At 68.2% G+C, this 26,399-nt stretch carries 28 protein-coding genes and 3 pseudogenes; 13 read left to right on the plus strand and 18 right to left on the minus strand.

What is annotated here, in order from left to right:
- Window positions 1–337: 337 nt before the first annotated feature.
- The 3 genes from KUF83_RS42915 to KUF83_RS39510 form a co-directional block, all read right to left on the minus strand.
- A complete protein-coding gene (locus tag KUF83_RS42915) occupies window positions 338–889 on the minus strand; it encodes a recombinase family protein (RefSeq protein WP_308403369.1) in 552 nt (183 codons plus the stop codon).
- Between the two features lie 130 nt (window positions 890–1,019).
- Window positions 1,020–1,988: a helix-turn-helix domain-containing protein gene (locus KUF83_RS39505; protein WP_217459935.1), complete on the minus strand. Its 969-nt coding sequence runs from the start codon at window positions 1,986–1,988 to the stop codon at window positions 1,020–1,022.
- A 643-nt stretch (window positions 1,989–2,631) separates the two neighbouring features.
- Window positions 2,632–3,411, minus strand: a complete 780-nt coding sequence (locus tag KUF83_RS39510) for an NAD(P)H-dependent oxidoreductase (RefSeq protein ID WP_217459936.1) — start codon at window positions 3,409–3,411, stop codon at window positions 2,632–2,634.
- A gap of 142 nt (window positions 3,412–3,553) precedes the next feature.
- Between KUF83_RS39510 and KUF83_RS39515 the strand changes: the two genes are divergently transcribed.
- From KUF83_RS39515 to KUF83_RS39525, 3 genes are all read left to right on the plus strand, one after another.
- On the plus strand, window positions 3,554–4,402 hold the full coding sequence (locus KUF83_RS39515; RefSeq protein WP_217459937.1) for a helix-turn-helix transcriptional regulator: 849 nt from the start codon (window positions 3,554–3,556) through the stop codon (window positions 4,400–4,402).
- A gap of 453 nt (window positions 4,403–4,855) precedes the next feature.
- Window positions 4,856–5,302, plus strand: coding sequence for a hypothetical protein (locus KUF83_RS39520; RefSeq protein ID WP_254645049.1), 447 nt, complete (start codon window positions 4,856–4,858; stop codon window positions 5,300–5,302).
- A 139-nt stretch (window positions 5,303–5,441) separates the two neighbouring features.
- On the plus strand, window positions 5,442–5,639 hold the full coding sequence (locus tag KUF83_RS39525; RefSeq protein ID WP_217459938.1) for a hypothetical protein: 198 nt from the start codon (window positions 5,442–5,444) through the stop codon (window positions 5,637–5,639).
- Window positions 5,640–5,675: 36 nt separating this feature from the next.
- On the opposite strand, the gene KUF83_RS39530 is transcribed toward KUF83_RS39525, so the two are convergent.
- Window positions 5,676–6,521, minus strand: a complete 846-nt coding sequence (locus KUF83_RS39530; RefSeq protein WP_217459939.1) for an NAD(P)H-binding protein — start codon at window positions 6,519–6,521, stop codon at window positions 5,676–5,678.
- Window positions 6,522–6,668: 147 nt separating this feature from the next.
- On the opposite strand from KUF83_RS39530, the gene KUF83_RS39535 reads away from it, so the two are divergent.
- Window positions 6,669–7,061, plus strand: coding sequence for a helix-turn-helix domain-containing protein (locus KUF83_RS39535; protein ID WP_308403371.1), 393 nt, complete (start codon window positions 6,669–6,671; stop codon window positions 7,059–7,061).
- Window positions 7,062–7,306: 245 nt separating this feature from the next.
- Here KUF83_RS39535 and KUF83_RS39540 read toward each other — a convergent pair whose 3' ends face one another.
- Window positions 7,307–7,801, minus strand: a complete 495-nt coding sequence (locus KUF83_RS39540) for an HIT family protein (protein WP_217459941.1) — start codon at window positions 7,799–7,801, stop codon at window positions 7,307–7,309.
- Between the two features lie 360 nt (window positions 7,802–8,161).
- On the opposite strand from KUF83_RS39540, the gene KUF83_RS39545 reads away from it, so the two are divergent.
- Window positions 8,162–8,545: an AQJ64_40280 family protein gene (locus KUF83_RS39545; protein ID WP_217459942.1), complete on the plus strand. Its 384-nt coding sequence runs from the start codon at window positions 8,162–8,164 to the stop codon at window positions 8,543–8,545.
- A gap of 88 nt (window positions 8,546–8,633) precedes the next feature.
- Here KUF83_RS39545 and KUF83_RS42425 read toward each other — a convergent pair.
- A pseudogene (locus KUF83_RS42425) lies at window positions 8,634–8,852 on the minus strand (IS630 family transposase); the annotation flags it as partial.
- Between the two features lie 110 nt (window positions 8,853–8,962).
- Complete coding sequence (locus tag KUF83_RS39550) at window positions 8,963–10,195, minus strand: DUF418 domain-containing protein (RefSeq protein ID WP_217459943.1); 1,233 nt, start codon at window positions 10,193–10,195, stop codon at window positions 8,963–8,965.
- A gap of 199 nt (window positions 10,196–10,394) precedes the next feature.
- Here KUF83_RS39550 and KUF83_RS39555 point away from each other — a divergent pair, with 199 nt between their 5' ends.
- Window positions 10,395–11,066: a response regulator transcription factor gene (locus KUF83_RS39555; protein ID WP_308403375.1), complete on the plus strand. Its 672-nt coding sequence runs from the start codon at window positions 10,395–10,397 to the stop codon at window positions 11,064–11,066.
- Window positions 11,063–12,181: a sensor histidine kinase gene (locus tag KUF83_RS39560; protein WP_217459944.1), complete on the plus strand. Its 1,119-nt coding sequence runs from the start codon at window positions 11,063–11,065 to the stop codon at window positions 12,179–12,181. Before KUF83_RS39555 ends, KUF83_RS39560 begins: the two co-directional genes overlap by 4 nt.
- Window positions 12,182–12,271: 90 nt before the next feature.
- Here the strand turns inward: KUF83_RS39560 and KUF83_RS39565 are convergent, their stop codons facing one another.
- From KUF83_RS39565 to KUF83_RS39590, 6 genes are all read right to left on the minus strand, one after another.
- Entirely contained in the window at window positions 12,272–13,174 is a 903-nt protein-coding gene (locus tag KUF83_RS39565) for an endonuclease/exonuclease/phosphatase family protein (protein ID WP_374106249.1), read from the minus strand.
- Window positions 13,175–13,271: 97 nt separating this feature from the next.
- Window positions 13,272–14,297 (minus strand): D-alanyl-D-alanine carboxypeptidase family protein, encoded by a 1,026-nt coding sequence (locus KUF83_RS39570; RefSeq protein WP_217459945.1) that lies wholly within the window; start codon window positions 14,295–14,297, stop codon window positions 13,272–13,274.
- A gap of 139 nt (window positions 14,298–14,436) precedes the next feature.
- Window positions 14,437–15,687, minus strand: a complete 1,251-nt coding sequence (locus tag KUF83_RS39575) for a HAMP domain-containing sensor histidine kinase (protein ID WP_217459946.1) — start codon at window positions 15,685–15,687, stop codon at window positions 14,437–14,439.
- Window position 15,688: 1 nt separating this feature from the next.
- Complete coding sequence (gene cseB, locus KUF83_RS39580) at window positions 15,689–16,504, minus strand: two-component system response regulator CseB (protein WP_302828606.1); 816 nt, start codon at window positions 16,502–16,504, stop codon at window positions 15,689–15,691.
- A 332-nt stretch (window positions 16,505–16,836) separates the two neighbouring features.
- The gene (locus tag KUF83_RS39585; RefSeq protein ID WP_217459947.1) at window positions 16,837–17,643 is read right to left on the minus strand and encodes a trypsin-like serine protease; all 807 of its coding nucleotides are present in this window, start codon (window positions 17,641–17,643) and stop codon (window positions 16,837–16,839) included.
- 593 nt (window positions 17,644–18,236) lie between these two features.
- A complete protein-coding gene (locus tag KUF83_RS39590) occupies window positions 18,237–18,647 on the minus strand; it encodes a hypothetical protein (RefSeq protein WP_217459948.1) in 411 nt (136 codons plus the stop codon).
- 425 nt (window positions 18,648–19,072) lie between these two features.
- Here KUF83_RS39590 and KUF83_RS39595 point away from each other — a divergent pair, with 425 nt between their 5' ends.
- Window positions 19,073–19,273, plus strand: coding sequence for a hypothetical protein (locus KUF83_RS39595; RefSeq protein WP_217459949.1), 201 nt, complete (start codon window positions 19,073–19,075; stop codon window positions 19,271–19,273).
- A 28-nt stretch (window positions 19,274–19,301) separates the two neighbouring features.
- Here the strand turns inward: KUF83_RS39595 and KUF83_RS39600 are convergent, their stop codons facing one another.
- The 3 genes from KUF83_RS39600 to KUF83_RS39610 all read right to left on the minus strand — a co-directional run bounded on the left by KUF83_RS39600 (window position 19,302) and on the right by KUF83_RS39610 (window position 21,675).
- Window positions 19,302–20,330, minus strand: a complete 1,029-nt coding sequence (locus KUF83_RS39600) for a hypothetical protein (protein WP_217459950.1) — start codon at window positions 20,328–20,330, stop codon at window positions 19,302–19,304.
- A 105-nt stretch (window positions 20,331–20,435) separates the two neighbouring features.
- Window positions 20,436–20,675, minus strand: coding sequence for a DUF3224 domain-containing protein (locus KUF83_RS43170; protein ID WP_217459951.1), 240 nt, complete (start codon window positions 20,673–20,675; stop codon window positions 20,436–20,438).
- A 163-nt stretch (window positions 20,676–20,838) separates the two neighbouring features.
- The gene (locus KUF83_RS39610; RefSeq protein ID WP_217459952.1) at window positions 20,839–21,675 is read right to left on the minus strand and encodes an MBL fold metallo-hydrolase; all 837 of its coding nucleotides are present in this window, start codon (window positions 21,673–21,675) and stop codon (window positions 20,839–20,841) included.
- A 75-nt stretch (window positions 21,676–21,750) separates the two neighbouring features.
- Here KUF83_RS39610 and KUF83_RS39615 point away from each other — a divergent pair, with 75 nt between their 5' ends.
- From KUF83_RS39615 to KUF83_RS39635, 5 genes and pseudogenes are all read left to right on the plus strand, one after another.
- Window positions 21,751–22,248, plus strand: a complete 498-nt coding sequence (locus KUF83_RS39615; RefSeq protein WP_217459953.1) for a helix-turn-helix domain-containing protein — start codon at window positions 21,751–21,753, stop codon at window positions 22,246–22,248.
- Between the two features lie 485 nt (window positions 22,249–22,733).
- Entirely contained in the window at window positions 22,734–23,090 is a 357-nt protein-coding gene (locus tag KUF83_RS39620; protein ID WP_217459954.1) for a PRC-barrel domain-containing protein, read from the plus strand.
- A gap of 27 nt (window positions 23,091–23,117) precedes the next feature.
- Window positions 23,118–23,291 (plus strand): hypothetical protein, encoded by a 174-nt coding sequence (locus KUF83_RS39625; protein ID WP_217459955.1) that lies wholly within the window; start codon window positions 23,118–23,120, stop codon window positions 23,289–23,291.
- Between the two features lie 124 nt (window positions 23,292–23,415).
- Window positions 23,416–23,793: pseudogene (locus KUF83_RS39630) on the plus strand (DUF664 domain-containing protein); the annotation flags it as partial.
- 288 nt (window positions 23,794–24,081) lie between these two features.
- Window positions 24,082–24,450 carry an STAS domain-containing protein gene (locus KUF83_RS39635; RefSeq protein ID WP_308403374.1) on the plus strand — a complete coding sequence of 123 codons (369 nt, stop codon included), beginning with the start codon at window positions 24,082–24,084 and terminating at the stop codon, window positions 24,448–24,450.
- 230 nt (window positions 24,451–24,680) lie between these two features.
- On the opposite strand, the pseudogene KUF83_RS39640 reads toward KUF83_RS39635, so the two are convergent.
- Together KUF83_RS39640 and KUF83_RS39645 are read right to left on the minus strand one after the other, a co-directional pair.
- A pseudogene (locus KUF83_RS39640) lies at window positions 24,681–24,995 on the minus strand (ATP-binding protein); the annotation flags it as partial.
- Between the two features lie 162 nt (window positions 24,996–25,157).
- The gene (locus KUF83_RS39645; RefSeq protein WP_217458249.1) at window positions 25,158–26,342 is read right to left on the minus strand and encodes an IS701 family transposase; all 1,185 of its coding nucleotides are present in this window, start codon (window positions 26,340–26,342) and stop codon (window positions 25,158–25,160) included.
- Window positions 26,343–26,399: the final 57 nt, after the last annotated feature.

Genomic DNA, 26,399 nt, shown 5'->3' on the forward strand with positions numbered 1-26,399 from the left:
GCGGAAGAGCTGCGGCGGGCGACCGAGGAATGGACCAAGGGACCCCGCCGCTGTTGGTTGAGTAGCCCTTCCCCGGGGTGCGCCGTCAGGCGTGGTGTTTGTCGAGGAAGTCGGGCGTGAGCTGTAGCCACTCGTCGGTGCGTTCCAGCATGGGCAGGTGGCCGGTGGCGATTTCGAGTCCGGGTTCGGCCACCGGTTCACGTCCAAGGCCGCAGGAACCGACGCCACACAGGGAGAAGGGCGCTGGTGGAGTGTCAGACAGACGCGTCGCGGTCCGTGCTCACGCCGTGGCCGGGCTCGTCCGCCTCAGGGTGCGGCAGCAACTGCCCCTCCTCGTTCACGGGGGCACCGGCCCAACACTCTCAGAGCGTCCATGGCCGGGCCGAGCCTTTGCGCGTGTTCGGTGAGGCGGTAGGTGACGGCCACGGGAGGGCCTGCCGCAACTTCCCGCTCCACGACGGCGTCCGCCAGTTCCGTCTTTCATGGGACTCGCGGACGGCCAGCTGATCGATACCGGTTTCCTCGGCGAAGGCGGCAACGGCCTGCAAGTAGGCGGCTTCGACCGGTCCGTGGTCGCTGGTCGCGGGCTTGGCGCCGGTGTAGTGGCCGTGCTGCTCGCGGTCGGCGGGGTCGTAGAGGGTGCCACCGAGCGAGAGCTTGGCGCCGCGGGCGGTGAGGGAGTTGCCGATGTCGCGGGCGTCGGTACCGAGCGTGCGAGGCGGTCGAGCTTCGGGACGACGAGGGTGTCCCCGGCGCGCACGGCCGCGAGCCCTTGAGTCAGGCAGGGCCGTTCGCGGTTGGTTCCGGTCAGCCCGTGGTCCAGATAGATCCGGCCCTCCGGGACGTCCAGGCCGAGGAGGATTGCGCGCTGGGCGGTGAGGTCTTGCATGTCCGGACTGCATCTCGCATAGCCGACGCGTTCACTCGTGGCCGGAGCGTACGGTAAGCCAACGACATTGCTCTGGCCTCGGACCGAGCGTCCAAGGTCGGTCACGCGAAACGTGGCCGCGCGGGGACCATCACGCGGAGGAGCGGGGGTGGTTCTCGTCGCGCCAGGCCCGGGGTGAGATCCCGTATGCCTGTTTGAAGATCTTGCTGAAGTGGGTCGCGTCCACGAAGCCCCACCTTCGTCCTATCGCTGCGATGGTCCGCAGTCGGCCGTTCGGGCCGGCCAGCTCCCGTCGGCATGCGGCCAGGCGGTGGGTACGGATCCAGTCGCCGAGGCTGATGCCCGAGCGGGACAGTACCGCGTAGAGGTGCCGTACGGAGATGTCGTGTGCGGCGGCAATCCGTGCCGCCGACAGATCGGGATCCGCCAGGTGCTTGCGCAGGTACTGAGTGATCCGCAGGCTGAGTGTCGCCTCCAACGGTGCCCTGGCCAGGCTGGAGTTGCCGTGCTGGGAGGTCAGGACGGCACGGAGGAGTTCGATGCTGGGTTCCACGACGGCGTCGGCGTGCACCCCTTGATGCAGTGCATCACTGACGGCCAGTTGGGAAAAGTAGGTGAAGGCGAGGCGCGCAACGGGGTTGTCTGACCCCAGGGGGACCGCGGTGAGGTCTCGTAACAACCGGTCGGGGAGCGCGAGCGCCGCGCGGGGGAAACGGATGAAGCGGTAGTCGACTTCCCTGTCGAAGAGATGTGTGTAGGGAGCGATCGATTCGTAGACGGCGAATTCCCCCGGCCTCAGCAGGCACTCGCGACCGTTCTGCACCACCACGCTGCTGCCCGTCATCTGAACGCCGAGGGTGACGGCCGGCTCTTCGTCCACCCGGGCGAGCCGCTCCGTGCGACGGAGGGTGACCGCGGTCGCCCACGCTGAACAGATCCTGATGGGCCCCATGGTGCCGAGCCCGATGCGAACGCGGATGTCCTCGGCCGCAGGACGGTGGTCGATATCGACTGCCACCATGGATTTCCACACCGCGTTGCGGACCACTTCCTCCCGGTCCCGCGGCGGTATGAACGCGGTGTCCAGGACCGGGCTCATCAGGCAGACCTTCCTCTGCATCGGTCCCAGAGCCGGCCTGGCAGTACCTCAGCCCGTTCCCCCACAAGTCCCCCCTCGACACGGACGGTTCACGACTTCAGTTTGATCGGATGCGATCTCGCTGCACAACGACTTCGGCAGACACACACAGGATCCTCGCCTGATGCGGCGTCATCTTGAGGCGGAGCACTACTGACGAAGTTCCCTGCACGGATGACAAAGCCCGAGGCCCACCATGACCCTAAAGTCCATGAGCGAGGCCAGAGAAGGGGGAGGGACATGCGCGCCATTTCGCACAGGTTGCAGGTCCTGCCCGGCCCTCACCTCCCGGCCTTACTCTGCATCAGCCCTCACGACGAATCGAGGGCCCGCCCTCTCCCGCAGGGACGGGCCGCCGCCGTCCCCCACCACCTTCGTCCTTGCGCTCGCCGCCTGCGCGGTACCGGCCGGCGCGAAGTCCCTTGCATCGGCCTCGTCTGCTACATACGTCCGGGCCGCCGTCCTCTTCCGTAAGGACAGGCACCGCGAGCCCGAGGAAGCCGCCCGCACCTCGCGGACGGTGACGCTCACCCTCACCACGGCCACCGTCCTCGGGCTGATCCTCGGGGCTCGCGGCTCAGCTCGTCCTGCACCTCGCTGGCGGCTAACCGCGCACGTGCAGGCCGAAACCCTTACGGCCCGGCACCTCCAGGCCCTCCTTCAACCGCAGTGACGGGATCTCGTAGTCACCGAAGTTCTGCCGCCGGAACGCGATCGGCTCGGTCGTCTCCAGCGACAGCAACCGCTCCTTCCACGCCTTCGCGGCGTCCTCGAAGTCGCCGCCGGTGATCTTGTCGGTGCCGTACAGCACGAACGGCGGCAGCACCTCCACACCCGGGTAGTACAGGATCCCGTGGTGGATCGGGAACAACAGGTCCTCGATCGGACCGTTGATCCCGCGATCGGTGTAGTGGGACTCCGGGCCCCCGACGGTGACCGAGAGGATCGCCCGCCGCCCCTGTAGCGTCCCTTCACCGAAACGCTCGCCGTACCGCGTCTCATCGTGCACTCCGACTCCGTACGCGAAGTGGAAGGAGAACACCCGGTCCACCCAGCCTTTGAGGATCGCCGGCATCGTGTACCACCACATCGGGAACTGGAAGACCACGGTGTCGGCCCACAGCAGCTTCTCCTGCTCGGCCGCCACGTCGGGCGTGAGCGCGCCGGCGTCGAATGCCCCGGCCGAACTCGGCACCACCCGCAGCGGGCTCGTGGCGTGCTCGCTGAAGTCCGCCGCGTCCACCACGGCCTTCCAGTTCATCGCGTACAGGTCGCTCACCCGCACCTCGTGCCCGGCGGCTTCGAGAGTGGACACGGCGAGGTCCTTCAGTGAGCCGTTCAGCGAACGCGGCTCGGGGTGGGCGTAGACAATGAGCGTCTTCATGGCTGTTCCCTTCAACAAGGTGTGTCCCCAGATACTCGGCCGCCGAGTTCGCGTCGTTCAGGGGCGCCTCTTCCATCGGACGGGACTTCCTGGTATCAGCAGGACCACCTTCACGGGCGCCACCGAGGCCATACTTGAGGGCATGGACGATCTTGCGAGCTTCCTGCGGACCCGGCGTTCCCGGGTCGACCCGGCGGCCGTCGGCATCCCCATCGACAGCCGCCGCCGTGTCGCGGGGCTGCGCCGCGAAGAGGTCGCGCACCTGTCCGGAGTAAGCGTCGACTACTACGTACGCCTGGAGCAGGGCCGCGCGACCCAGCCCTCCGGGCAGGTCCTCGATGCGCTCGCCCGCGTTCTCAGCCTCGACGAGACCGAACGCGGGCACCTCTACCGGCTCGCCCGACAGCGCCGCCGCCGGGCGAAAACGCCGAGCGGGCGGGTCCGGCCGCAACTGCTGCGCGTCCTCGACCTGGTCACCGACGCACCCGCGCTGATCATGGACCACCGCCTGGACGTGCTCGCCGGGAACCGCCTCGCCAGGTTCCTCTTCGGCCGGCCGATGCCGGGCCTCAACATCGCCCGGCACATCTTCCTCGAGGAGGCCGAGCACGGCCTTTACGCGGACTGGGAGAACTGCACCCTCGACGTGGTGGGGCATCTGCGCCTGGCCGCCGGCAAATACCCCGAGGACCCCCGCCTGGCCTCGCTCATCGGCGAGCTGGCGATGGGCAGTGAGCGCTTCCGCCGCCTCTGGGCCCGCGCGGACGTACGCGCCCGTACCCATGGACGCAAGGCGTACCGGCACCCGCTGGTCGGACTGCTGGAGCTGCACCAGGAGAATTTCACGCTACCGGATGAATCGGGCATGGAGCTGCTGGTGCTGTCGGCGGCCCCCGGTAGCCCCACCGAGGACGGGCTGCACCTGCTCGCGGGCCTGGGCGCGGACAGCGGTGACGCGCTTCCCACAGTGAACGTTCAGGTCCGCGAGTAACTCAACGACGCCCACCCACCGCCGAGAACACCCGAAGAGTGATGACCACCCCAGCGCAGAGGGACGTCCGGATAGGTCAACTCGTGCTGAGCAAGACAGTCAGGAGCGAGGATGAGAGGTTCGGCGTCGGGGGCATAACCGCTGTGGCCTCGCCCCCGATGTGTGCTTATGGCTCGACGCCGTTCAGGGAGAAACTCCGGAACGCACAGCTGCGTATAGGGAATCCGAGTACTACCGTCGGCGCCTTCTTCTGCCAACGATGACCACAGCAATGGCCCCGCAGACGGCTCCGACAATCGCGCAGACGAGAATGAGTGTGAGGTCCATCGTCAGCCTCTGGCTTCCCGAGACGACATGCGGCGTCACTTCACCACAACCGCGTCCTGCTCCCGTGCGTCCTACTACTGAGCGTCGGCAGAAGTCGGCTACCCCGGGGGGATCGGGACGCGAGTCATGCAGAAGTACGCGATTATCCATCACATCACGCGGTTCTTCTGGCCCCCGCGTGGTGCAAGACGGCAGCTGCCCACGTTCGCCCGGCAACTGGTGGGGCTCTGGCTGTTCGCGCTTGCCTTCGGGGCCGGGCTCACTGCGATCGGCTGGGACGAAGAGTTCGGCATGGTACTGCTGCTCCTCTTCTATGGCGACATCATCGACGGGGTGCGGTACCGCTGGACGGCCATACTGGCCGCGACAACGGTCCTGTGGGCTGCCAGCCGGCTCACAAGAGCCGTCCTGCCCGGCTCCCTCAACGACGCCTGGGCGCAGAGCATTGGCTCCGCTGTCGGTGTCACGCTCGGGCTGGCAGTGAGCGCCGCGATCACACGGCTTCCGGAACGCCGACCACATCGGCCCGCCGGGGGACACGACTCCGGGTTCAGCGGTCAAGGCTCTCCGTAAAGGGAGAGGGGCCGCCGACCTCGGTGCCAACAAGCCTGCCCTTGTGACACCTGTCGCGCTCCAGCTCAGCTCGGAGCCAAGATCTTTGCGGTTCAGCCCTCAGCCTGTCAGCGTCACGGGCCCTTGCACACTCGACGACATGACACCTCAGCAGCGGTACGGCACCGAGCTGGGCCGCTTCCTGCGCACCCACCGCGCCCGGGTGCCCCCAGAGCAGGCCGGCCCGCCGCCCGGCACCGGACTACGCCGCATCCCCGGCTTGCGCCGCGAGAAACTGGCCATACTGGCCGACATCAGAATCGACTACTACGCCCGCCTGGTCGGCAGTGTGTCGTGATGGATCGCCCAGGGATGCCTTGACCGAAGTCAGGGCCTATCGGAAGGCGGCGATGTACCGCTGGGCCCAGTCGGCGAAGGTGCGGGGCGCGCGGCCGAGGACCTGCTCGACGTCGGGGCTGATGCGCTGTTCGGCGGGGGTGGGTTCGCCGAGGATGGTCAGCGTGGTCTCGACCACGGGCTCGGGCATGAACTGCAGCATCTGCGCGCGGGCCTCGTCGCGGCTCTGCTCGATGAAGTGGACGGGTTCGCCAAGTGCGTCGGCAATGGCCTCGGCCCGCTGGCGGGGCGTGTTGAGGGCGGGGCCGGTCAGCTCGTATATCTGTCCGGCGTGGCCGTCCTCCCGCAGGATCGCGGCGGCGACTTCGGCGATGTCGTCCGGGTCGATGGTCGGCAGGCCGAGGTCGGCGAAGGGCGCGGCGACGGTCCTTCGGGCACGGACCGACTCGGCCCAGGCATAGGCGTTGGAGTTGAAGCCTCCCGGCCGCAGAATCGTCCAGGCCATGCCGGACTGTCGGACGGCGTCCTCGATGGACCGTCCGAGGCGCCCGTGGGAGGCCGACTGCGGCCGGGTAGCGACGCCTTGGGAGGACAGCAGGACGACCCGTCCGACGCCGCCAGCCTTGGCGACGTCGAGGATGTCCAGTGGGTTCAGCAGGTGCGCGCTGGCGCCCCCATTCTGCAGGAACAGCGCGTCGGCTCCGTCGAATACGGGCCGAAGGCTCTCAGGATCGGCCAGGTCCGCCCGCGTGTACTCGATGCCCACTGGCACATCCGCATCCGAGATCCCCCGGGCGGTCGCTGTCACCTGCGCACCAGCTGCCGCGAGGGCCTGCACGAGCGATCGGCCGACGTTCCCGGTTGCACCCGTCACTACAAACATGAACAACTCCCGTGTGAATTCAGCATGGTTGTCGCCACCCGAGCGGGCAGAACCATCGCGGAGAGCTGCTCTCCGGGCGACACGGGGACGCTAACACCGTCGATATAGTAGGTACCTAGAGGAAAGTGACTATCTTGAGGAGTGCGCGTGGCAAGCAACACTGACTGGGTGGCAGCCGCTGCGACAGACCCGGAGCTCGCCTGTCCGACCAGCGCGGTCGTGGACATCGTGTTCAGCCGGTGGACCACGCCGATCCTGTGGACTCTCAACACGGATGGCCGGCTACGGTTCGTCGAGTTGGAACGACGGATCGGCACCATCACACCGAAGGTACTGACCCAACGGCTGCGGCAGCTGGAACGCGACGGCATGGTCGTGCGTACGTACCACCCGGAGGTCCCCCCTCGGGTCGAGTACGAGATCAGCGAGCTGGGCCGCAGCCTGGCCCCACTCTTCGCGCACCTCGCCGAATGGGCTGCCGGCAACCTGGACAAGGTCGAGCAGGCCCGGCACGACTACGACACCGAATCGTCCCAGTAGCGCATCAGCGGCAGGACTGGATCCTCGTCCGAACTTCCGCTGCCTGGTTGATCCAGCAAGCAAGTGGAGCGCAGAGCCTGACTGGTGACTTCACAGAGCCTCAACACCGCGCGACAGGGCGTCCGTTCCTGCCGGTTCAGGAGATGGCTCCGCGACTCAGCCCCTCCGCAACCCTGTGCGACCGGTCCCGACCAGCAAGGCCCGTCAGGTGTGCAGCCGACCTGGGAACAGCCGGACGCCGCCGGTCATCCCGGCTTGAGCACGTCCCGGGCGATGACCGCCTCACGCAGGTCTGCGGCCATCGCAGCCGCCTGGTCCGGCGGCAGCGCCAAGACACCGTTCTCCGTCATCAAGGCGTGGAACTGCTGCTCAGGGTAGGGGACGCCGGGCGGCAGAGCGGCGATGTGCCAGTGCAGATGCGCATTGCCCTGCTGGCTGCCGAGCGAGTAGAGGTATGTGCGCTCCGGCTCGCAGACGGCCTCGACGGCCAGGGCGATCTCCCGGACGAACATCATGAGCCGGCTGTAGGCCGCTTCGTCCAGGTCGCGCACGACGTGCTCGACGTGCGCCTTCGGTGCGACCAGGACCTTGCCCGGCACCGTGGACCACCTGTCCAGGAACGCTACGTGATCGGCATCCTCAAATACCGTCTCGTGCGGGTAGTCCGGATTCCCGGCCAGGAACGCACAGACGAAGCACGGGCCGCTCCGGGCCCGCTCCACATACGCCTCATGGCTCATCGGTCGTCGGTCCCTTGACACCTGCGCACCTCTCCGTGGGGGTGAATCAGTCTGCCGCAGGTCCACGACACCTACGGGCTCGAAGGAGCGCCAACAGTCTGGCGGCATTCCCCGCCACCGAGGCCGGTGGTGCCGGCAGATCACTCCCACGACATCAAGATCGGGATCTACAACTGGAGTACTGATATGACTCCGTTGGGTCGGTCTCGATCTAGGTGTTCTGGGTTGTACTCGTTGCGTCTCAAGCAACCTTCGCGAACGCCAAACGGTCTTGCTGGGTGCCGGGGCCGGGGCAGTGCCCTGACCGACGGTCGGCATATGGGCAGAAGACGCCTTGCCGAGTGCCTGAGCGAGGGTGAGATGACGAATCTGAACACCACGGTGACGTGGGTGGACGCACGCGACAGACTGCCTCGGAGCGGTACACCGGTGGCAGCAGCGACCACGGGTCGGTATCCGGCTGACAGCGAGACTGAGGCAGATACGGCGTTGGGTGAGGAATTCTGGCTGGTACGGCCGATGTACTTCACGACTCGGCACCGGAGCGAGGACGGGGCAGAGCACAGAGACTGCTTCGTCGACTCCGACGGAATCGTCCATCTGCCCTACGGCCTCGCCAGTGCCGAAACCGTGACTCACTGGGCAGAGCTGCCCACCCTGCCAGGCGGCATGACGCACCTGGTTCTCGGGAAGGACGTGCAGACAGTTCTCCAGAACGTGTGGCATCTTCCTCCCACTGACTGACCCACAGCTTGCTCGGACACTGTGCGTGAGTGCCCGCAATGCCGATCGGCCCAACTTGCACTGCCACCACGCCGTTTGCTGGGTTTGTTCAGGCTGCGGTCTTGAGAGAGCGTCCGCCGCAGCGGATGCCCTTCTCGCTGCGGACGCGGGTGCGTTCCTTGCGTTCGGCGGCCAGGACGTCGCGGTGACAGGCATGGGCGTTGCGCCGGCACAGGCAAGCGTGCGGGGCCCGGGTCTGCACCGTGTGGTTGACGTGGTGGGAGTTGGTGATGGTGAACTGCCTGAGCGGTCCGAAGTGGGCCTCGGTGCGTCCCGAGCCGCATGACCAGGCCGGGTGATCGAGGCCGCTCGCTGGTGGTCGGCCACCGCGGCATCGCGGTTCCTGTGGTTGGCGAGGTCGCGCGTCCTCGATGCGTCTCACTGAACGTGCCGGGCCATCTCGGTCGCCCTGCCCATCAGCAGTTCGAGGGGACCTCGCTGGAAGAAGCGGGACCAGATGGCGGCGAAGACGGTGACGGACACGATCAAGCCGAGCAGGATGTACAGGGCCGAGGCGGTTTGGCCTTCGGTGTTCAGGAGCCAGATGGCGACGATGTGGTAGACGTAAGCCGTCAGCGACATCGAGCCGACCGCGATGACGGGCTTGGCCAAGCGGTGCAGTCCGCGGAAGGTGTCCATGGCGGCCAGGCACACGGTGATCACCAGGATCGCCACGCCGGTGGCTGCCACGATGGACAGGGTCGCCTCGCTGTGCGGGGCTGAGGCCAGCATCCCGGCAGGGGTGTCACCGAAGATGCCGATGCTGTCGGGCGATACGGACGGCATGGACGGTCCTGATGGCATGGACGGCATGGATGACATGCCCGATCCTTGTTCGGCTTTCCGGACGGCCTCGGCGGCACCGGGTACGAGACGCACCGCCAGCCAAGAGCCGCCGTATCCGGTGACGGCGAGTGCGACGCCGGTGAGGGCGAGGCGTATGCGTACAGCGGTGGCGGCCAGATCGCAGCGGGCGACAGCCATACCGGCGATGACGAACGGGACCCAGGTCAGGGCCGGATAGCCGCCGGTGAAGAGCAACGAGACGGGGCCATCGGCCTGGCCGTAGGAGAGGAATACGCGGCCGCCGACCACCGGCTTCAACGCGTACAGCAGCTGCGGGCCCACCAGGGCCCAGCCCACTGCGATCAGCGCCAGCGGCATGGTGCCCAGGCGGTACAGCGGCAGCACGAGCAGGAAGAACAGGCCGTAGAAGGCGAGGATCGGCACGACCGGGGTGCCGGTCAAGGTCAGGGCGGTGCCCAGAACAATCAGGATCACGGCCCGGATGATCACCTTGGCGACGGCCTGGCGGCCGGCCAGGCCTGTCTTCGGTGTACGGCGTCCGGTGATGAGGGCGACCGCGAAGCCTGCCAGCACGGCGAACAGGGCCGAGGAACGGCCCTGCGCCAGCTCCATCAGGAAGCCGATCACACCGTCCTGGCCCGGGGCGGGGCCCACATGGACCGCGTACATGCCGAAAACGGCCAGGCCCCGGGCCAGGTCCAGCCCAACCAGCCGCCCCGCGCCGGGCACGCCCGATGCGGACGCACCACGCTCGTGTTCAGGAGATGGTGCGGCGGTCGTCGGGGAGTCTGCGTGCTGTGTCATGGCTCTCAGAGTGGAGACCGGGCGAGCCGCGGAGTATCCGGCAAAAGGCTGCCATGCCCCTGCCGACTGGAGGGCGATACCCCGCCGGGTGGCTGGAGCTGGTGTCCGAGAGGCCGCAGGGACGCTCCGGGGCTCTAGGGTCAAGGCGGTATGAGCCGGGCGGCAGGGACGAAGGTGAGGCGGAGCGGGCGTGAACCGGGTGGTGCGGGTAGTGGTGGTGGACGACGAAGCGCTGGTCCGCTCGGGTTTCGGGCTCATCCTGGGCGCTGCCGAGGACATCGAGGTCGTCGCGACCGCTAGCGGTGGCGGCGCCGTGGAGACCGTCCGCCGGGAGCGGCCCGACGTGGTGCTGCTGGACATCCGGATGCCGGACGTCGACGGCCTCACCGTCCTGCGCGAGCTGCGGACGATGCCGGACGCACCGGTGGTGGCGATGCTGACCACGTTCGACGCCGATGAGTACATCCTGACCGCGCTGCACTCCGGCGCGGCCGGATTCCTGCTCAAGGACACCGAGCCGGAGCAACTGGCCCACCTGGTACGCACTTTGGCCGCGGGCGGTGTGGTGCTCTCCCCCAAGGCGTCGCGGACCCTGCTGCACAGCCACCCCCGCGCAGAGGCCGTCGTTGACGAGGAGGCGGCCCGCGTCCGGCTGCTCACCGCCCGGGAGCGTGATGTCCTCGTCCTGGTGGCGGAGGGGTTGTCGAACGCCGACATCGGGACGCGCATCTACCTGGGTGCCGGCACCGTGAAGGATCACGTCAGCGCGATCCTCACGAAGCTGCGGGTGACCAGCCGGGTGCAGGCCGCGCTGCTGGCGCAGCGGGCCGGACTGCTCGACGAGCGCCCGCAGCCGGAGTCCAGCCGATGAGCCGTGCACGCGCCGTGTGGCAGCGGGTCCCCGCGCCGGTCCTCGACCTCGTCCTGGTGGCGGTGGCAGCCGTGGACCTGTGGTTGACCCTGTGGGACGACACACGACTCGGTGTCGCGCTCGCCGCGCTCGGTTGTGCCGCGCTGGCCTTCCGGCGCAGGTTCCCGCTCGGCGCTTTCCTGCTCACCCTACCGATCGCGATGGCGCAGCCGGTCGCCGTCGCTCCGCTCGTGGCGCTGTTCACCCTGGCCGAGCGTTCCCGCAGCCGAACTCTCCTCGCGGGGTGCGTCGCCCTGGTCGCGGTCGCGAGCAGCGTTCCATGGCCCTTGGCCAGTTTCGCCGAGGTCGGCCGGACCATGACGCTGATCGACTTCGTGTACAGCCTGGCCACCGCGGCCGCCCCGGTCCTCTTTGGACAACTCCTCCAGGCGCACCGGGACTTGGCGCGGCGGCTGACCGAGATCGAGGAGGCCAGGGAGCACGAGCGGGCCCTGCACGCGCAGGCCGTGCTCGCCCGCGAACGCGCCCAGCTGGCCCGCGAGATGCACGACGTGGTGTCCCACCAGGTCAGCCTGATCGCCGTACAGGCCGGAGCCATGCAGGTCGCCGCCCAGGATCCGAGCACCAGAGAGGCCGCCCGCACGATCCGTTCCCTGAGCGTCACCACACTCGACGAACTGCGCACCATGGTCACGCTGCTGCGCGCCTCCGGCGGCCACGCCACGGAGCTGACACCTCAGCCCACCCTGGCCGACCTGCACAAACTCGTGGAATCCAGCGGCACCCACGCACAGTTGAAAGGTGAACTCCCGCCCACCGTAGGCACACCGGCCCAACGGGCCCTCTACCGCACGGTCCAGGAGGCGCTGACCAACGTACGTAAGCACGCCCCCGGCGCAACCGCCCGCGTCGAGCTGTGGCAGGACGGCGACCACCTCGGAGTGACCGTCGCCAACACCCCGCCCACGCGTCCCTCCCTGTCCCTGCCAGGATCACAGCAGGGTTTGGTCGGCCTGCGGGAACGGGCCGACATCCTCCGCGGCACCCTGGAGGCGGGCCCGACCACGGAGGGCGGATACCGGGTGCGTCTGCGGATTCCCCTCAGCGCGGACTGACCGACCAGGACCTGATGCCGGTACGTCGGCTGCATCGGCTCACCAAACCTGCCGCTCGGGCTCCGTGGGCCGTTCCGGAAAACCGCGCGCTCACACCCGCACCGAAGCCGCCACCGGCAGGTGGTCGCTGCCGGTGGCCGGGAGGGTCCAGGCGGACCGCGGCTCCACACCGCGTACGAGGATGTGGTCGATGCGGACCACCGGGAACGAGGCCGGCCAGCTGGCACCGAACCCCGCGCCCGACTCAGCCTGCACGGACCGCAGTTGGGAGGTGAGCCCGGAAAGCGCCCGGTCGTCGGTCGTGCCGTTCAGGTCGCCCACGAGGATCGTGCGGGGAAGCGGCTCGGCACGCACGGCGGCGGCAAGTCGCCGCGCGGCCGCGTCACGTGCGTCGGAGGTGAACCCCGAGCCGACGGTGAAGCGGACGGACATCAGATGGACGACGAAGACCGCGACCGGTCCCTCGGGCGTGCGGACGGTGGCGCGTAGGGCACGTGGCCAGGGCGCAATGTCGACCGCACGGGCACCGGCGACCGGATACCTGCTCCACAGACCGACCGTGCCCTGCACGGAGTGGTACGGGTAGGTGCCGGCCAGCGTTCTCTCGTACGCCGCTGTCGATGGGCCGCCCAGTTCTTCGAGGGCCACCACTTCCGCGCCGGAGGCGGCCAGGGCACGGGCGGTGCGCACCGGCCGCGGATTGTGTTCGTTGACGTTGTGCGTCACGACGGTCAGGTTGCCGCCGTCCTCTCGTTTGTCGACGAGTGTCCCGCCGAAGAGCGAGCACCAAGCGATGGCCGGCAGCAGCACAGCCACGGATACGGCAGCCCTCGACCGGCGAGCCAGCGCGCACAGGAGCAGCAGCGGCACGGCCAGCCCCGTCCAGGGCAGGAAGGTCTCGACGAGGCTGCCGATACGGCCGACCCGGTTCGGGACGAGGGCGTGGCCCAGCATCACCAGCGTGGCCAGGACCGCGAGCGAGCCGAGGGCCAGCGGCGGCCGCCGGACGTCGGTGTCCTCGTTCCGCGGGCGTTTGGAATCGGGTTCCCGCCGGGCCGGTGCGGTGTCGAGGGAGTTTGTCACTGCCGTCTCACCGTGTTCCGGGCAAGGTCGTCGACAGCCATCGCTGTACGCCCTCGATCAGCGCGTGGCTCGTGGCGAGAGCGGCCCGCAGCCCCTGCCGGGGGTCGGTGCCGGCGCGCTGGTGCAGCACCACTCCGAGGATCAGCCGGTCCCGGCCATCCTTGTCGGACGCCGTGGCCGCCCACATCAGGGCGCCGCCGGCGGGCGTGCTGGAGCCGGTCTTGAGGCCGATCACACTCGCCGTGCCGAGCAGGGTGTTGGTGTTGCGGATCATCCCGGGGACACCGGGCACGGTGGTGCTGGGCATGGCGACGATGGTCCGGAACACCTCGTCGCGCATGACCCGGCGGGCCAGCCTCAGCTGGTCGGCCGAGGTGCTGGTGGTCGTGGGTTCGATGCCGCTGGCGCCGGTGTAGGTGGTGTGGCGCATGCCCAGGTCACGGGCGGCCCGGTTCATCTTCGTGACGAAGGCCTCCTGCGAGCCGGCGTTCCAGCGGGCCAGCAGCCGGGCGATGTTGTTGCCGGAGGGGATCAACAGCAGTTCCAGCAGCTGTCGTTCACTCAGCCGCGTCCCCTCCCTGACCGGCACGCTCGACTCCAGGCCCGAGACGGACTCGTTCGCCGCGGTCCGGTCGACGTTGACGAGGGGGCCGTCCTCGCCCACGCGCAGCGGACGGTCGCGGAGGATCACGTAGGCGGTCATCACCTTGGTGACGCTGGCGATCGGCACCGGTGTCTGCTCGCCCCGCGTACCGAGGTCACCGTGAGCTCCGAGCCCTTCGACCACCACGCTCGTCTGGCCCTCCCCCGGCCACGGCAGCGGGCTCGCTCCGGTTCCCGGGCTGTTGCCGGACGTGAGCACGACGACGGCGAGCACCGTCAGGGTGACCAGTGCGGTGGCGCCCGCGGCGAGGCCTGCCGTGAAGCGCCGCCCGGGCCGGCCGTGGCGACGGGACGGGAGCCATGAGTTGGTGGACCAGGAGGGCTGGGCCCGGCCTGCGCCGGGCTCTCCGGAAAAGGGAACCGGTGACATGGGAGGGACGCCTCCAAGGGGGCAGGTGCGCGGCGTTCACGCACGTCGACCACCTTCCGCGGGGCGGATCTCCGCTCGGCTGCGGCCACGGATCTGGCACCGCTCGGCCGTGCATCCGTTCGGTATCGGCCGTTCGGCGTCAGCCCGCGGGCGGCAGCCGCAGGCTGGCGAGCGCCCCGCCGTCGGGAGCGTTCGCGAACTCCAGCGTCGCCCCGATGACCCGGGCCTGCCCCAGCGCGATGGTCAGCCCGAGGCCGTGCCCATGGCCGCGCTCCGACGCGCCCGTGCGGAATCGCTGCGGGCCGTCCGCGAGCAGCTCCGCCGGGAAGCCCGGGCCGTGGTCCCGTACGGTCACGATCGTCCCGACCACCTCGACCTCGACGGGCGTGCGGCCGTGCCGGTGGGCGTTGACGACAAGGTTGGCGACGATCCGGTCGAGCCGACGCGGATCGGTCTCCGCCGACAGGGCACCGGTGGCGGTGAACCGCGTGTCCAGCCCGGTGCGGGCCACGGACTCTCCGACCATCTCGGCGAGCGGTACGGGCCTGAGTTCGGCCTGCTCGGCGCCCGCGTCGAGCCGGGAGATCTCCAGCAGCTCCTCCACGAGCGTCCGCAGCACCCCCACCCGGTCACGCACCAGGTCGGTGCTCTCGCCTTCGGGAAGCAGCCCGCTCGCGGTCACCAAGCCCATGAGAGGCGTACGCAACTCATGGGCGACGTCGGCGGTGAAGCGCTGCTCGGTCAGCAGACGTTCGCGCAGACTGTCGGCCATCGAGTCGACGGTGGCCGAGATCTCGGTGATCTCGTCACCGCCCCGGCCACCGGCCGCAGTCCTGGCGGCCAAATCTCCCCCGGCGATCCGGCGGGCGGTCCGCGCCACCCGGCGCAGCCTCCGGGTCGGCGACTCGGCGGCGAGCACCGACAGCGGTACGACGACCGCCAGCGCCGCCAGGGAGTACTTCCACATGTGCCGGTCCAGCGCCCGCCGGGTGAGCAGGTCGGAGGTCATGTCGGCGCTCACCGCCACGGGAGCGCCACGGAGGGTCCGAACGGCCCACATCGAGGGGTGGTCGCCGGGGCTGTCGCCGTCGTACCAGGTGGCGGAGCCGACCGCCCTGCCCTGGCGGTCCTTGAGACGGCGCAGGAGTTCGTCGGGCATCTCCCCGGGCGAGACGACCAGACCGTCGGGCGGGACGCCGTCCTGCTCGTAGTTCTCCACAGCGTCGGACAACTGGGTCAGGGCCTTGGCCGCACCGTCGTTCATCGACCGTTCCAGGGTGCTGCGGTGGACCAACAGCCCGACGGTCACCGCGATGGCACAGCACGCCACGGTGACGAGCAGTGCGATCTTCCAGCGCAGTGAACGCCAGTGCGGCAGTGCGCGTACCACGTCAGCGCCGCAGCTTGTAGCCGAAGCCGCGGACGGTCTCGACCCGCTCGGCCCCGATCTTTTTCCGCAGGCGCTGCACGCACAGGTCGACCACGCGGCTGTCGCCGTCCCAGCCGTAGTCCCACACGTTGCGCAGCAGGGTCTGCCGGTCCAGCACGATGCCCGGGTGCGCTGCGAACTCCAGCAGCAGCCGCAGTTCGGTGGGGGCAAGCGCGACCGGTTCACCGGCCCGGAACACCTCCAAGCCGCCCGTGTCGATGACCAGGTCGCCGAAGACGAGCCGAGCGTGCCGGTCGCGGCCTGGCCTCTCCGACCGGTCCGCCGGTTCCGGCCGGTGGTCCGACCGACCCGGACGATCGGTCAGGAGCCCGGCCGCCGGGCCGGGGGCGGGAGCGAATGTGGCCCGCCGCAGCAGCGAACGGATCCGGGCCACCAGCACGGAGGTGTCGACGGGCTTGACCACATAGTCGTCGGCCCCCGCTTCCAGGCCGGAGACGACGTCCAGGGCGTCGCCGCGCGCTGACATCATCAGGACGGGGTCCACGCTGGTTTCCCGGATCCGGCGGCACAGCCCGATGCCGTCGAGGCCGGGCAGCATCACGTCCAGCAACAGCAGGTCGTGCCGGCCCTCCCGGAACAGTTCGAGTCCGGTCAGGCCGTCGGCGGCAGCGGTGACGCGGTAGCCGTAGCGCTCCAGCGCCATCGTGACGGATCTGCGGATCACCGCGTCGTCCTCGACGAGCAGGATCGTCACGGGCGCGGGCGCGGGCGCGGGCGCGGGCACGGGCGCGCCCCCGTCAGCTGCTGAAGCGGGCATCTTTTCCGTCCGGAGGTTGGTTCGGGGGCTCTCTCACCCTGCCAGAATGCTGCCTCCGTCCAGGCTCAACCGTGTATCAGCCGCGTATCGGCGATCTCTCGGCGGCGTCGCGGGCTACGAGGTCCGGGAAGCAACAGACGAAAGCCTCGGGCGTGCAGCCCTGATCCAGCAGGTCACCTGGGCCTGCCTTCGCCTAGCACTCGGCCTTGAGGGTGACGGCTGGTCGGCAGCGCAAGAGCCCTGTCGGAGAGCGTCGACCCAATGGGTCGAATCGAGTCCAGAAGGGGCTGCCTCCGAGGGAGCGCCTTGACCCAGTACGCCACCCGCGCGGTTCAGCCCGGGATGACATGCCCGAGCCCGTGAGAGGCGAGCGGTTCGTGGAACGGCTTCCAGATGGCGGGGTCGGCCAGGTTCGTGAAGAGCCCGGTGCAGGTGTTCGTGTCGCCGGTCACGAGCCCGTACACGACCGTTTTGCCGGAGGCCTTCGTATCGAACAACGGTCCCCCGCTGTCCCCGGGGCCGACCCGGGATGCGGCGGTGCCCGCGCAGATGAACTCCTTGTCCCAGGCACCGCCCTCCGTGTCGAACTTGTTGACGGGCAACTTCACTTCGTGCAGACGGGACGGCTTGTTCGGATCGGCGAGATCGGTACGTCCCCAACCGGCGGCGCGTACGACACGGCCCGGCCGCAGCTGCGTTCCCAGCGGTGGCAGAGCCGCGCGAGGCTGGCCGACCGCACTGTCGAGCACGATGAGCCCCAGGTCCGTGTTGGTGGCGGTGTCGAAGTCGGGGTGGCTGTCGACGGAGAAGTGGTCGCCGGTCACCACTGTTCCGCCGGGTGTACTCGAGTCGGTCCGCCCCAGTACCAGCCGGATCTTGACCATGCCCTGCTCGGCGAACCTGGAGCAGTGCGCCGCTGTGGCGACAACGCGGCTGTGGACGAGTGCTCCGCCGCAGTAGTGCGACCAGGTCCCGTCGTCGCCCTGTTGCTCGATCTGTACGACGAAGGGCCGCTCGCCGTCCGGTACCGGCACTCCACCGACGATCGCCGAGGCGACGGGTGCCAGGGCGAACACGGTTCCCAACGCACAGACACCCGCGAGGGAGGTGACCGCCCGTCGGCTCACTGACTTGCGCACGGTGGACTCATTTCCGTCTGCCACCGGGCACTGCCCCGGCGGACTCGCGGGGCGGCCGACGCCCGGCCGCCACTTCCGAGGAGGATCATGAGTCCCTCATTCCTCCGGCAGTCCTCCGTCCCGTATCGGGCCGATCGCGGCCTCCCCTCGGCTGTGTAGCGGCGCGGGTGAAGGCACGAGGGCCTGGTCCAAAGGGAGTTGGGATCGGCGACCGCGCCCCCGGACGGGATCGCGGTCACCTGCCTGCCGACGGACGAACCAGGTCGACCCAGAGCTGCGGAGACTGCTCGCCCGGTTGGAGGAGGTGGTCGGATCGGCGAGCGCCTGGGACGCTCTCGAAGCGGCTTCACCACCAAAATCCATCTCGCCGCCGACGGACGATGCCGCCCCTCGCCCTCGCCCTGACACGGATCGAGCATGGCGTCGCGTTCGGGGTCGGGTCTTCGCCTTCGACGAGTTCGAACCTCTGAGAATCCGACCCACCGCAGGCTCCTGCTGGGCGATACAGGGCAAGCCCAACCCACCACCGCTGGTGAGAAGGGCATCCGCTGGCGCGGACGCCCCCTCGCCGCCGCAGCCTGACGGCCAGTAGCTCAAGAGCCCCGGAAAACACCGTCGTCGTCGGCGGCACCGGCGAACTCCTCGAAGTCCATGTTCGCGCCCGAGATGTTGTTCTCGATGCTCCACAGCTCGGCTGCCACCACGCGGACACAACACCGACGATCACCCCGCAGGTCGACCACGAGGAGCGGCAGTTCGGCCGAGGCGACAGCCGTGGAGTCCACCAGTACGAGAAGGGGATGCCGGTACGAGGGATGGATCAGGTCGATGGCCTGGTCAGGCGTCAAGCCCTCGTGGCTCCGGTCATCGATGAGCGCGACGTTGGCCAAGAAGCCGTCCCTGCTGGGCGAATACAACGCCGCTCGAAGAGCGTTCCAGGCGCCGTCCGCCGAGAAGTCAGTGCGCACCACAAGGGCTTCCAACGTGCTGGGGAACTGCTTCATGCGCAGACAGTACCGCTAAGCCGGTGAACCATTCCGGCCACAGGGCTAAATACCCATGTGAAGCCGTCGATGCCACCATCGGTACGGATTCCCGCTTCAGTCCACCCAGTGGCTTGGATCGGGATCGTGCAGTGTTCTGCTTCGGAATTCCGCATCAAGGCCGGCAAGTAGTCGTCGCAATTCGGTGCGTGCCGGAAGCGGGAGCATGCCCACCATGTCCTCCAACGCGTCTCTGACCACTGCGACATCGTCGTACTGACACTCAGGACAAGCCGGACACTCCGAGGGAGTCAACCACAGCTTCCTACCGGGCTGGCGCAAGAAATTCCGGTTGCTGCAGAGGAATTGAGAGGTTCGCCCAGGCTGGACTTCATTGCTGTGACAGCTATGTTCCACCAAGCGAATCGCGGCACTCGTGTCAGCCGGTGCCTCCGGTCCCGGTGCGGAGCAGGGACTCCTTCTTCGCGGAGAACGCGATCACCGCTATCGGTGCGGGCGGCATGCAGCGGGTGTTCGTCTACTACCCGGCTCCCTCCGACGACGTCAAGTCGGTGACGTTCGAGGTGAAGGACCAGGTGCAGGGCTCCGGCAAGGTGGCAGACGTGGCCGTACTGGCCGCCCGCTGACCCGACGGGCGGCCCTCGGCGGGCGGCGTCAGCCGAGCGGGATGGCCGAGATCGAGAACGGGAGCTCCGGCTGACCACCGGTCTGCCCTGTGTTGTACTGGCTGTTGACCACCAGCAGCCGGCCACGTACCACTCGCGCGGTGCTGGGATGCAGGAAGTCCGAGTTGATCACGGACTCCACCTCGGCCGCCGACCAGTCGTCGGTCGGCCGCAGCACCGAGACCTGCGGCTGCGGGTTCTGCGGGGAGAGCCCGCCGCGGACCACGTAGAGCCGTCCGTCATGCCGGACGAGGCCGTCGCCGCCGTACAGGAAGGCGCCGCCGAGGTCCACCTGGTGGATCTCCTTGGAGGTCCGGTCGAATCGGTACAGCTTGCCCGACTGGCTGTGCACGGCGATCAGATTGTCGCCGTCGACCGCGATGATGCCGTTGAGGTTGTGCCCGTCGACGTGCTCCACCGGAGTGCCGTCCAGGTCGAGCCAAGGGTGCATGCTCCAGCGCCCGTCCCGCTCGCTGATCCGGTAGATGAGGTGACCGAGCGAGTCGGTGGCGTAGGCGGTGCCGTCCTCAGCGATGGTGATGTCGTTGACGAAGCCACCGGGCACGCCGGAGACCGTGGCCAGGAGCCGGCGGGATCGGATGTCGTAGATCCACACCCGGTTGGTCGGGCCTCCGCCCACGTAGAGCCTGCCCTGGTCGTCGGAGATGATCCCCGACGTGGTCGTACGGCCGTCCACGCCGCCCCGGAGCCACACCTGCATCCTCTCCCGGCCGGGCGTGCCCACGTACAGGGTGCCCTCCTGCGTGCTGCCGGTGAAGAACTGGTCGGTGGCCCGGTCGTACGCCAGCCCGCCGGGGTATGCCCGCTGGCCCGGGACGATGTACCGGGACGGCAGGCCGATGTCGGCGTCGTTCCGGAGTTCCGCGGTCTGGGCCGACGGAGTGGGAGCCGGATTTCCGGTGTGCGTGGAGGCCGTGGCAGGGGTGGCCACGAGCAGGAGGGTGAGGGCGGCGAAGACGGTGGGGACGCGCACGAAGATCTGTCCTTTCGAAGGCATGTCACTGATGATCAGCGGACGGCTCTCGGCCAACCAGGGCTCGACCCTGCCTAGGTACGGCGAACCTATGGTCCGACAGGACCACCCAACGGCCTGTTTGACCGATTACTGTGGATATCTGCCAGCTCGTTCCGCTGTCCGGAACGATGACGAAGAGCTCGTCCTGCGGGCTCTCGCCCGAAGTGGTTTTGGAGTGCGCGAAGTTGAAGGAGCCTGCCCGGCCGAGAGCGTCCCGTCGAAGGACTCCATGGCGAGATAGGTGCCCAGGGCAGTGGACTCGTTGAACGCGGAGGTGAACAACGTGGTCGAGCGCCCGATCACTTCGCCTTCGTACTTCTTGTCCATCGTGGGCTACACCGACAGCCACGGCGGTCTGGATCTGTGGACTGGATACCTGGGTTGGAGTGAAGTCGGACACTTTGAACGTTCCTGAAACTCGCATCCCCAGATCGTCTGGTGCACCACCGGCAGCGGCTCCAGACAAACCTCATGATCCGCCGGACAGGCCCTAGCCGGGCGTCCCGTCGCGCTCGCTTCTTCGGGCGAGACTCCGGGCTTGCCCGTCGTGGATATCGCTTACCCACTCCCAGCCGGGCTTGGCAGATGGTCCGAGCCGCGGGTCATCGGATGCATGGCCGTCACGCAAGGCATGCACGTAGGCCCGATCCTGGTCGATCCGTGTGCGTACCTGATCAGCTGCGCCGACGGACCCGTGACCGGGGACGAGGACATCGAGGTTGCCGGCCACGCCCTCGAGCATCCGCAGCCCAACAAGGTAGTCCTCAATCGGGTCATCGGTGCTGGTGAAGTCGTCGAGCATCGGAATCAGGACATCAGAAAGCATGTCGCCGGCGACGAGAACACCTCGTTCCTCGATCAAGAGCGCCGCATGGCCCGGGGCATGCGCCGGGTGCTCAACAATCCGGACTTGAGGGCCGTCCCAAGGAATCCGCGCAGCTCCGTCAGGCAGACCGGTAATGAGGCCGAACAGGTCCAGCGGTACCTCCCCGGCGATTTCCGGAGGTAGCGCCTCGGCGGCACGGGCCTTCCAGTCCGGGCGTGACAGCACATCTCGCATAAAGGACGCACAGCGGGCTGTACCGTAACGGGGCGCTTCGCCGAGTTCTGCGTGCCAGAGCACGTGATCCCAATCAGGATGCGTCGAGAAGCCTGCCACAACGGGCTGCTCCAACTCGCGAAGGTCATTCGCGAGGCAGGCCATTTCGTCGCCCGTTATTCCGGGGTCGATGAGCAACACGCCAGCCCGGCCCCGCACGACAACCGTGTTGTTCTGGAGTAGCTCGCTCTGGTGGATCAGTACACCCTCCGCGACCCGGCTCAGCACGGTGACCCCCTCCGCTTGTGATCTGCAACCACTCGTCGGGACGGTAGTACCGGCCGATGGTAGATTGCAAGCACTATGGGCGAAGCGAAAGAGCCACGGTCGGAGTGCCCGATCAACGCCGCCATCGAGGTGTTCGGCGATCGTTGGAGCCTGCTCGTCCTCCGCGACATCGTCTTCGGAGACCGTCGCTACTTCCGGGAGCTTCAGGCCAACTCGATCGAGGGGATCGCCTCCAACATTCTCGCCGACCGGCTCAAGCGACTCGTCGGATTCGGACTGCTCTCCCGCGAGGACACGCGACCCGGCCAGCGGGCGCGCTACAGCCTGACCGAACCCGCGATCCAACTCGTACCCGTGTTCGCGCAGCTCGGCAGCTGGGGACTTCGCCACCGGCCCACGAGCCGTGCACTGCGCGTTCGCGCCGAGCTGCTCGAACAAGGCGGCCCCGCGCTCTGGGAAGAGTTCATGGACGAGCTTCGCCACTCACACCTTGGCCCCGAATCCCCACCACGATCACCGAGCGTTCGCGAACGCCTGAACGCGGCCTACCTCGCTACCACCAACTCCTCGTAGCTGGCAGGCCGTCGGCCAAGCGCTGCGACGTCGGATCCCACTGGGCGAGTGGTGTGGTCATCCTGGCCATACTGCCTGCCCACAACTCCCGAGCGTGCACTACTGGTCACGATCTTTGGTGGTGTGGCCCCTGGCCTCGCGAGTTCCGCTGTCGTAGGCGACTATGTGCCGAAAGCGGCAATCGGATCGGGCCCGCGTCTTGAGGCTGCTGTTGGTAGAGATGGCCCTTCCTGCTCGGGGCAGACGTGCCCTACGCGCGTGCAGGGCACGAAGGCCGACCTCGCATTCTTGCGGGTGTCCGTCGGCAGCGGTTTGGAGCAGAGGACATGGGCGCACGGGCGCGCCCGCCCGGCCATGGCTCCCGTACATGCCGAGACCTGCGTCCCAAAATGATGCGACGCCGTGGGTCTGGTTCGGGCGAGCTGAGCGGGGAACCCAGAGAAGTGCCTGCATCGGGCACACCGCCATACGAAGGGAAATCCGGAATGATCCAGAGCGCGGATATCCGTGAGTGGCGCACCCATGACGTCATCGACGCAGGGGGACACAAGATCGGCACGCTGGAGTCCGTCTACGTGGACACCAGCACCGACGAGCCGGCTATGACCACTGTCCAGGTAGGGCTGCCCACCCGCCACCGCTTGGTTTTCGTTCCGCTGGCGGACGCGATCGTGGGTCCCGGCTACGTCAAGGTCGACTATGACAAGTCGCTGGTGAAGAAGTGCCCGGCGATTGGCACGGATGATGTCCTGCCCGCCGAGGACGAGGCCGCTGTCTTCGCGCACTACGGCCTTCCCTACCGTCCCGGCACGGACGGGGAGCGGCAGCTCGCCCGCCGCTGACCGGATTCTCGAGGAGGTGCCTGCTTTATGACGCTCTTCCTGGTCCTCGTTATCGCGGCGATCGTGCTGGGCCTCATTGGCGTGGTCGCCGAAGGGCTGTTCTACCTGCTCATCATCGGCATCGTGGTGTTCGTCGCCGCTTTGGTGTACCTGGGAATGCACCTGCAGCGCTCCGGCCGACACCGCCGCCCGCTGCGCTGAGGCATCATGAAGCTGCCAGGCCGGGGTACGCGCGTCGGCCTCCCTGTGGCAGGTGCGCGTTCGTGGGGGCCCGAACCGCGCCTGGTCTCGGGCTCCAGTCCTTAAGTACCCGACCTCCCTTACCCGGGCTGGACCGGAACCGCTGCCCCGGTGCCAGGACTCCGACGGAAGCGATCTGTGGGTGGCCGGGGACGAGACCCGCGATCAGATCATCGGGTTCTACCGGCGCACTTGGGAACACTCCGACGCGACGATCAACGAGCTCCCCCTCGACGCCCCGGCCACGTGCCCTGGTGGCCGGAGCCCTGTCCCAACACGAACCTGTTCGCCGTCCTGGTCCATGTCCTCGGCGAGCCCATCCGGCAAACCCGGCACGCCGACATCCTGCGCGAGGGCCTCGACGGCCGTACCAGGGTGCGCGCCGAACACCGAGAAGCAGATCGACAAGAAGGCCCGTGCAGGCTACTGCGCGAAGATCGAGAAGGCCGCCAAGTCGGCCGCGCACCAATCAAGACGTAGACCCAATGCCGCTGCTCTGGAAGTGGTTTCCGTCCACGTCACTGTCGCGGTCGCAATCATCCCTGCAGGGCGATGCGGGCGGTGATGCGTTTACCGACCGGCTCCCGCCGGATCTCCAGACTTTCAGTAACCCCCACACCTGCTCTCACCAGTGCCTTAAGGTCCGGCCTAGAGGAACGAACGGTTGTCCGCCGCACTATCGGGGCAGACTTGCCGCGCATAGCGTGCCGAGGCTGGAGAGTCCCGGTCAGTGAACGCAGTCGAGGAAACGGTGACAGACGACATCCACAGAGCGCCCGAGCCCAATCGGCTGTCGATCAGCCACACCACCATCGACGGCATCCGGGTGGTCACCGTGCGCGGCGAGATCGACGACACCGCCAAGGATCTGCTCACCCAGGCCTTGCTGCCCCCGGCCGGCGCGACCCTGCCGCGGGTGGTGGCGGACCTCAGCGGGGTGACCTTCATGGACTCCAGCGGCATCAACGTCTTCGTCTTCGCTCACCGGGCCGTGAGCAGCGCACAGGGCTGGCTGCGCATCGCCGGCGCCCAGGAAGCCGTCCTGCGGGTCCTTCAGATCGTCGGCCTGGACGACATCATCCCCTGCCATCCCACCCTTGAGCGGGCCCTCACCGCCTGACTCTTCGCGCCGCTGTGGCACCAGCTCTTCATCTGCCCGTTCCGGCCGACTGCAGCGTATTCGTCAGCCGTACCGTGGCCGCCGCTGGCTCCTCGCCGGCGCGGCCATCGACCACACCGACGACGAGTCCGAGGCACTGTCGAGGGCGACCGCCTGCCCCACGCCCCCCGCTCATCGCTCTGTCTCTTGCAGTGGGCGGCCACCGCACAGATGGCCGCCCACGCACGCTGTCACAAGCTGAGGTAGAAGCGTACGGTCGTGCCGTCGTCGTCGGTGTGCACGCGCACCAGGTCGGCCACGTAGTGGACCAGCAGCAGGCCCCGGCCGCCTATCTGGCCGCGTTCCGGTGGGCGGCGGCCGGCCAGCGGATCGGTCAGCCGACCCGAATCCCGGACCTCACAAACCAGCTGCCCCTGCTCGGCCCAGACGGCGAGTGTCCCGCGGCCTCCGCCGTGGACCACGCTGTTGGTCGTCAGCTCCGCGACCGCCAGCTCCACGTCCATCAGCCGCTCCCCCACCAGGCCCAGCCGCATCGCCTGGGCTAGTACTGCAACGGTGCTTGTTCTGATTGATGGGCAGTTGTCAGGGGCTGTGTCCGCGTCTTTTGTAGTGGCTGGTGCGGGCTTGGTGCTGGCGTCGGCGTCGCCAGTGTGACCAGTGCAGGATGTGGTCGACCGGGGTGGGTCGGCGGTCGGTGAGGCGGGTGATCAGGCGTCTGATCTCGGCGAGGCTGAGGTGGATGAGCTGGGAGGATCCGTTTCTGCTTTGTCCGTGTCCAGCTGGCGGGCCCGCAGGACGGTCAGGCAGGCGTGGGCGGCCATGGCCAGGGTCATGTGGCGGTGCCAGCCGGGGTAGCGGCGGACTTGGTAGTCGTCCAGGCCGCATTCCTGCTTCGCGGTCTGGAAGCACTCCTCCACGGCCCACCGACTGCCCGCGATGCGGATCAGGTCGTCGAGGGTGGTCTCCGCGGGGCAGTAGGCGATGTAGTAGGAGATCTCCTCCGGGCGGCTGACGCTGCGGCGGGCGATCACCCAGTGCCGGCGGTCGGGTCGGTGCCAAGGGCGGACCTCGACGCGGGCCCAGTCGTAGATCCGCTGTCCATGGGCACCTTGGCCGCAGGAGCGGCGCTTCCACTTCTGCCGTGCAAGGCCGGGGAACAAGTCATGGACGGGATGGTCGAGGGCCCAGCGGGTGACGACGGTGTCGTGCCGGGTGGTGGCCATGACGTGGAAGACGTCCGCCTGCTCCAACTCGAAGCGCCAGCCCTTGCTGAAGCCATAGGCGGCATCCGCCGTCACCCACCCGAACGGAATCTTCTCCGCGATCGCCCGGCGGACCATCGCCTTGGCCATGGCCACCTTCGTCTCGAAGGCGACGCTGTCGTCGATGCCTGCCCGTCGGCACCGCTCCCGGTCGTCCGTCCATGACGTGGGCAGATACAAGCGGCGGTCGATCAGCGTGCGCCCGCGCCCAGTGGCGTAGGCGAGGAACACACCGACCTGGCAGTTCTCGGTACGGCCCGCGGTGCCGGAGTACTGCCTTTGCACGCCGGCCGAACGGACGCCCTTCTTGAGGAAGCCGGTGTCATCGACGACCAGGACGGCATCCCGGTCTCCGAGATGTTCTACGACGTACTCGCGCACGTCGTCCAGGACCTCGTCGGCGTCCCACTCGATCCGGTTCAGCAACCGGTGGATGCGATCGGGGCCCGCGTGCCCGGCCTCCTCCGCCAGCGTCCAGCCGTTCTTGCGCTCCAGCGGCGCAACCAATCCCCTCATGTATGCGAGCGCCGAATCCCGCGGCTCCGACCGGCTGAACCGGTGCACGAACCGCCCGTGCACAGCGTCCAGTTCACTCGCCCACAACCTGACATCAGCAAGGTCCCCACCCATAACCTCACCAACGACTGACCTGGCCAGCAGTCACGGCAAGCACCGTTGCAGTACTAG

The sequence above is a fragment of the Streptomyces sp. BV286 genome (assembly GCF_019090165.1).
Lineage (GTDB): Bacteria > Actinomycetota > Actinomycetes > Streptomycetales > Streptomycetaceae > Streptomyces.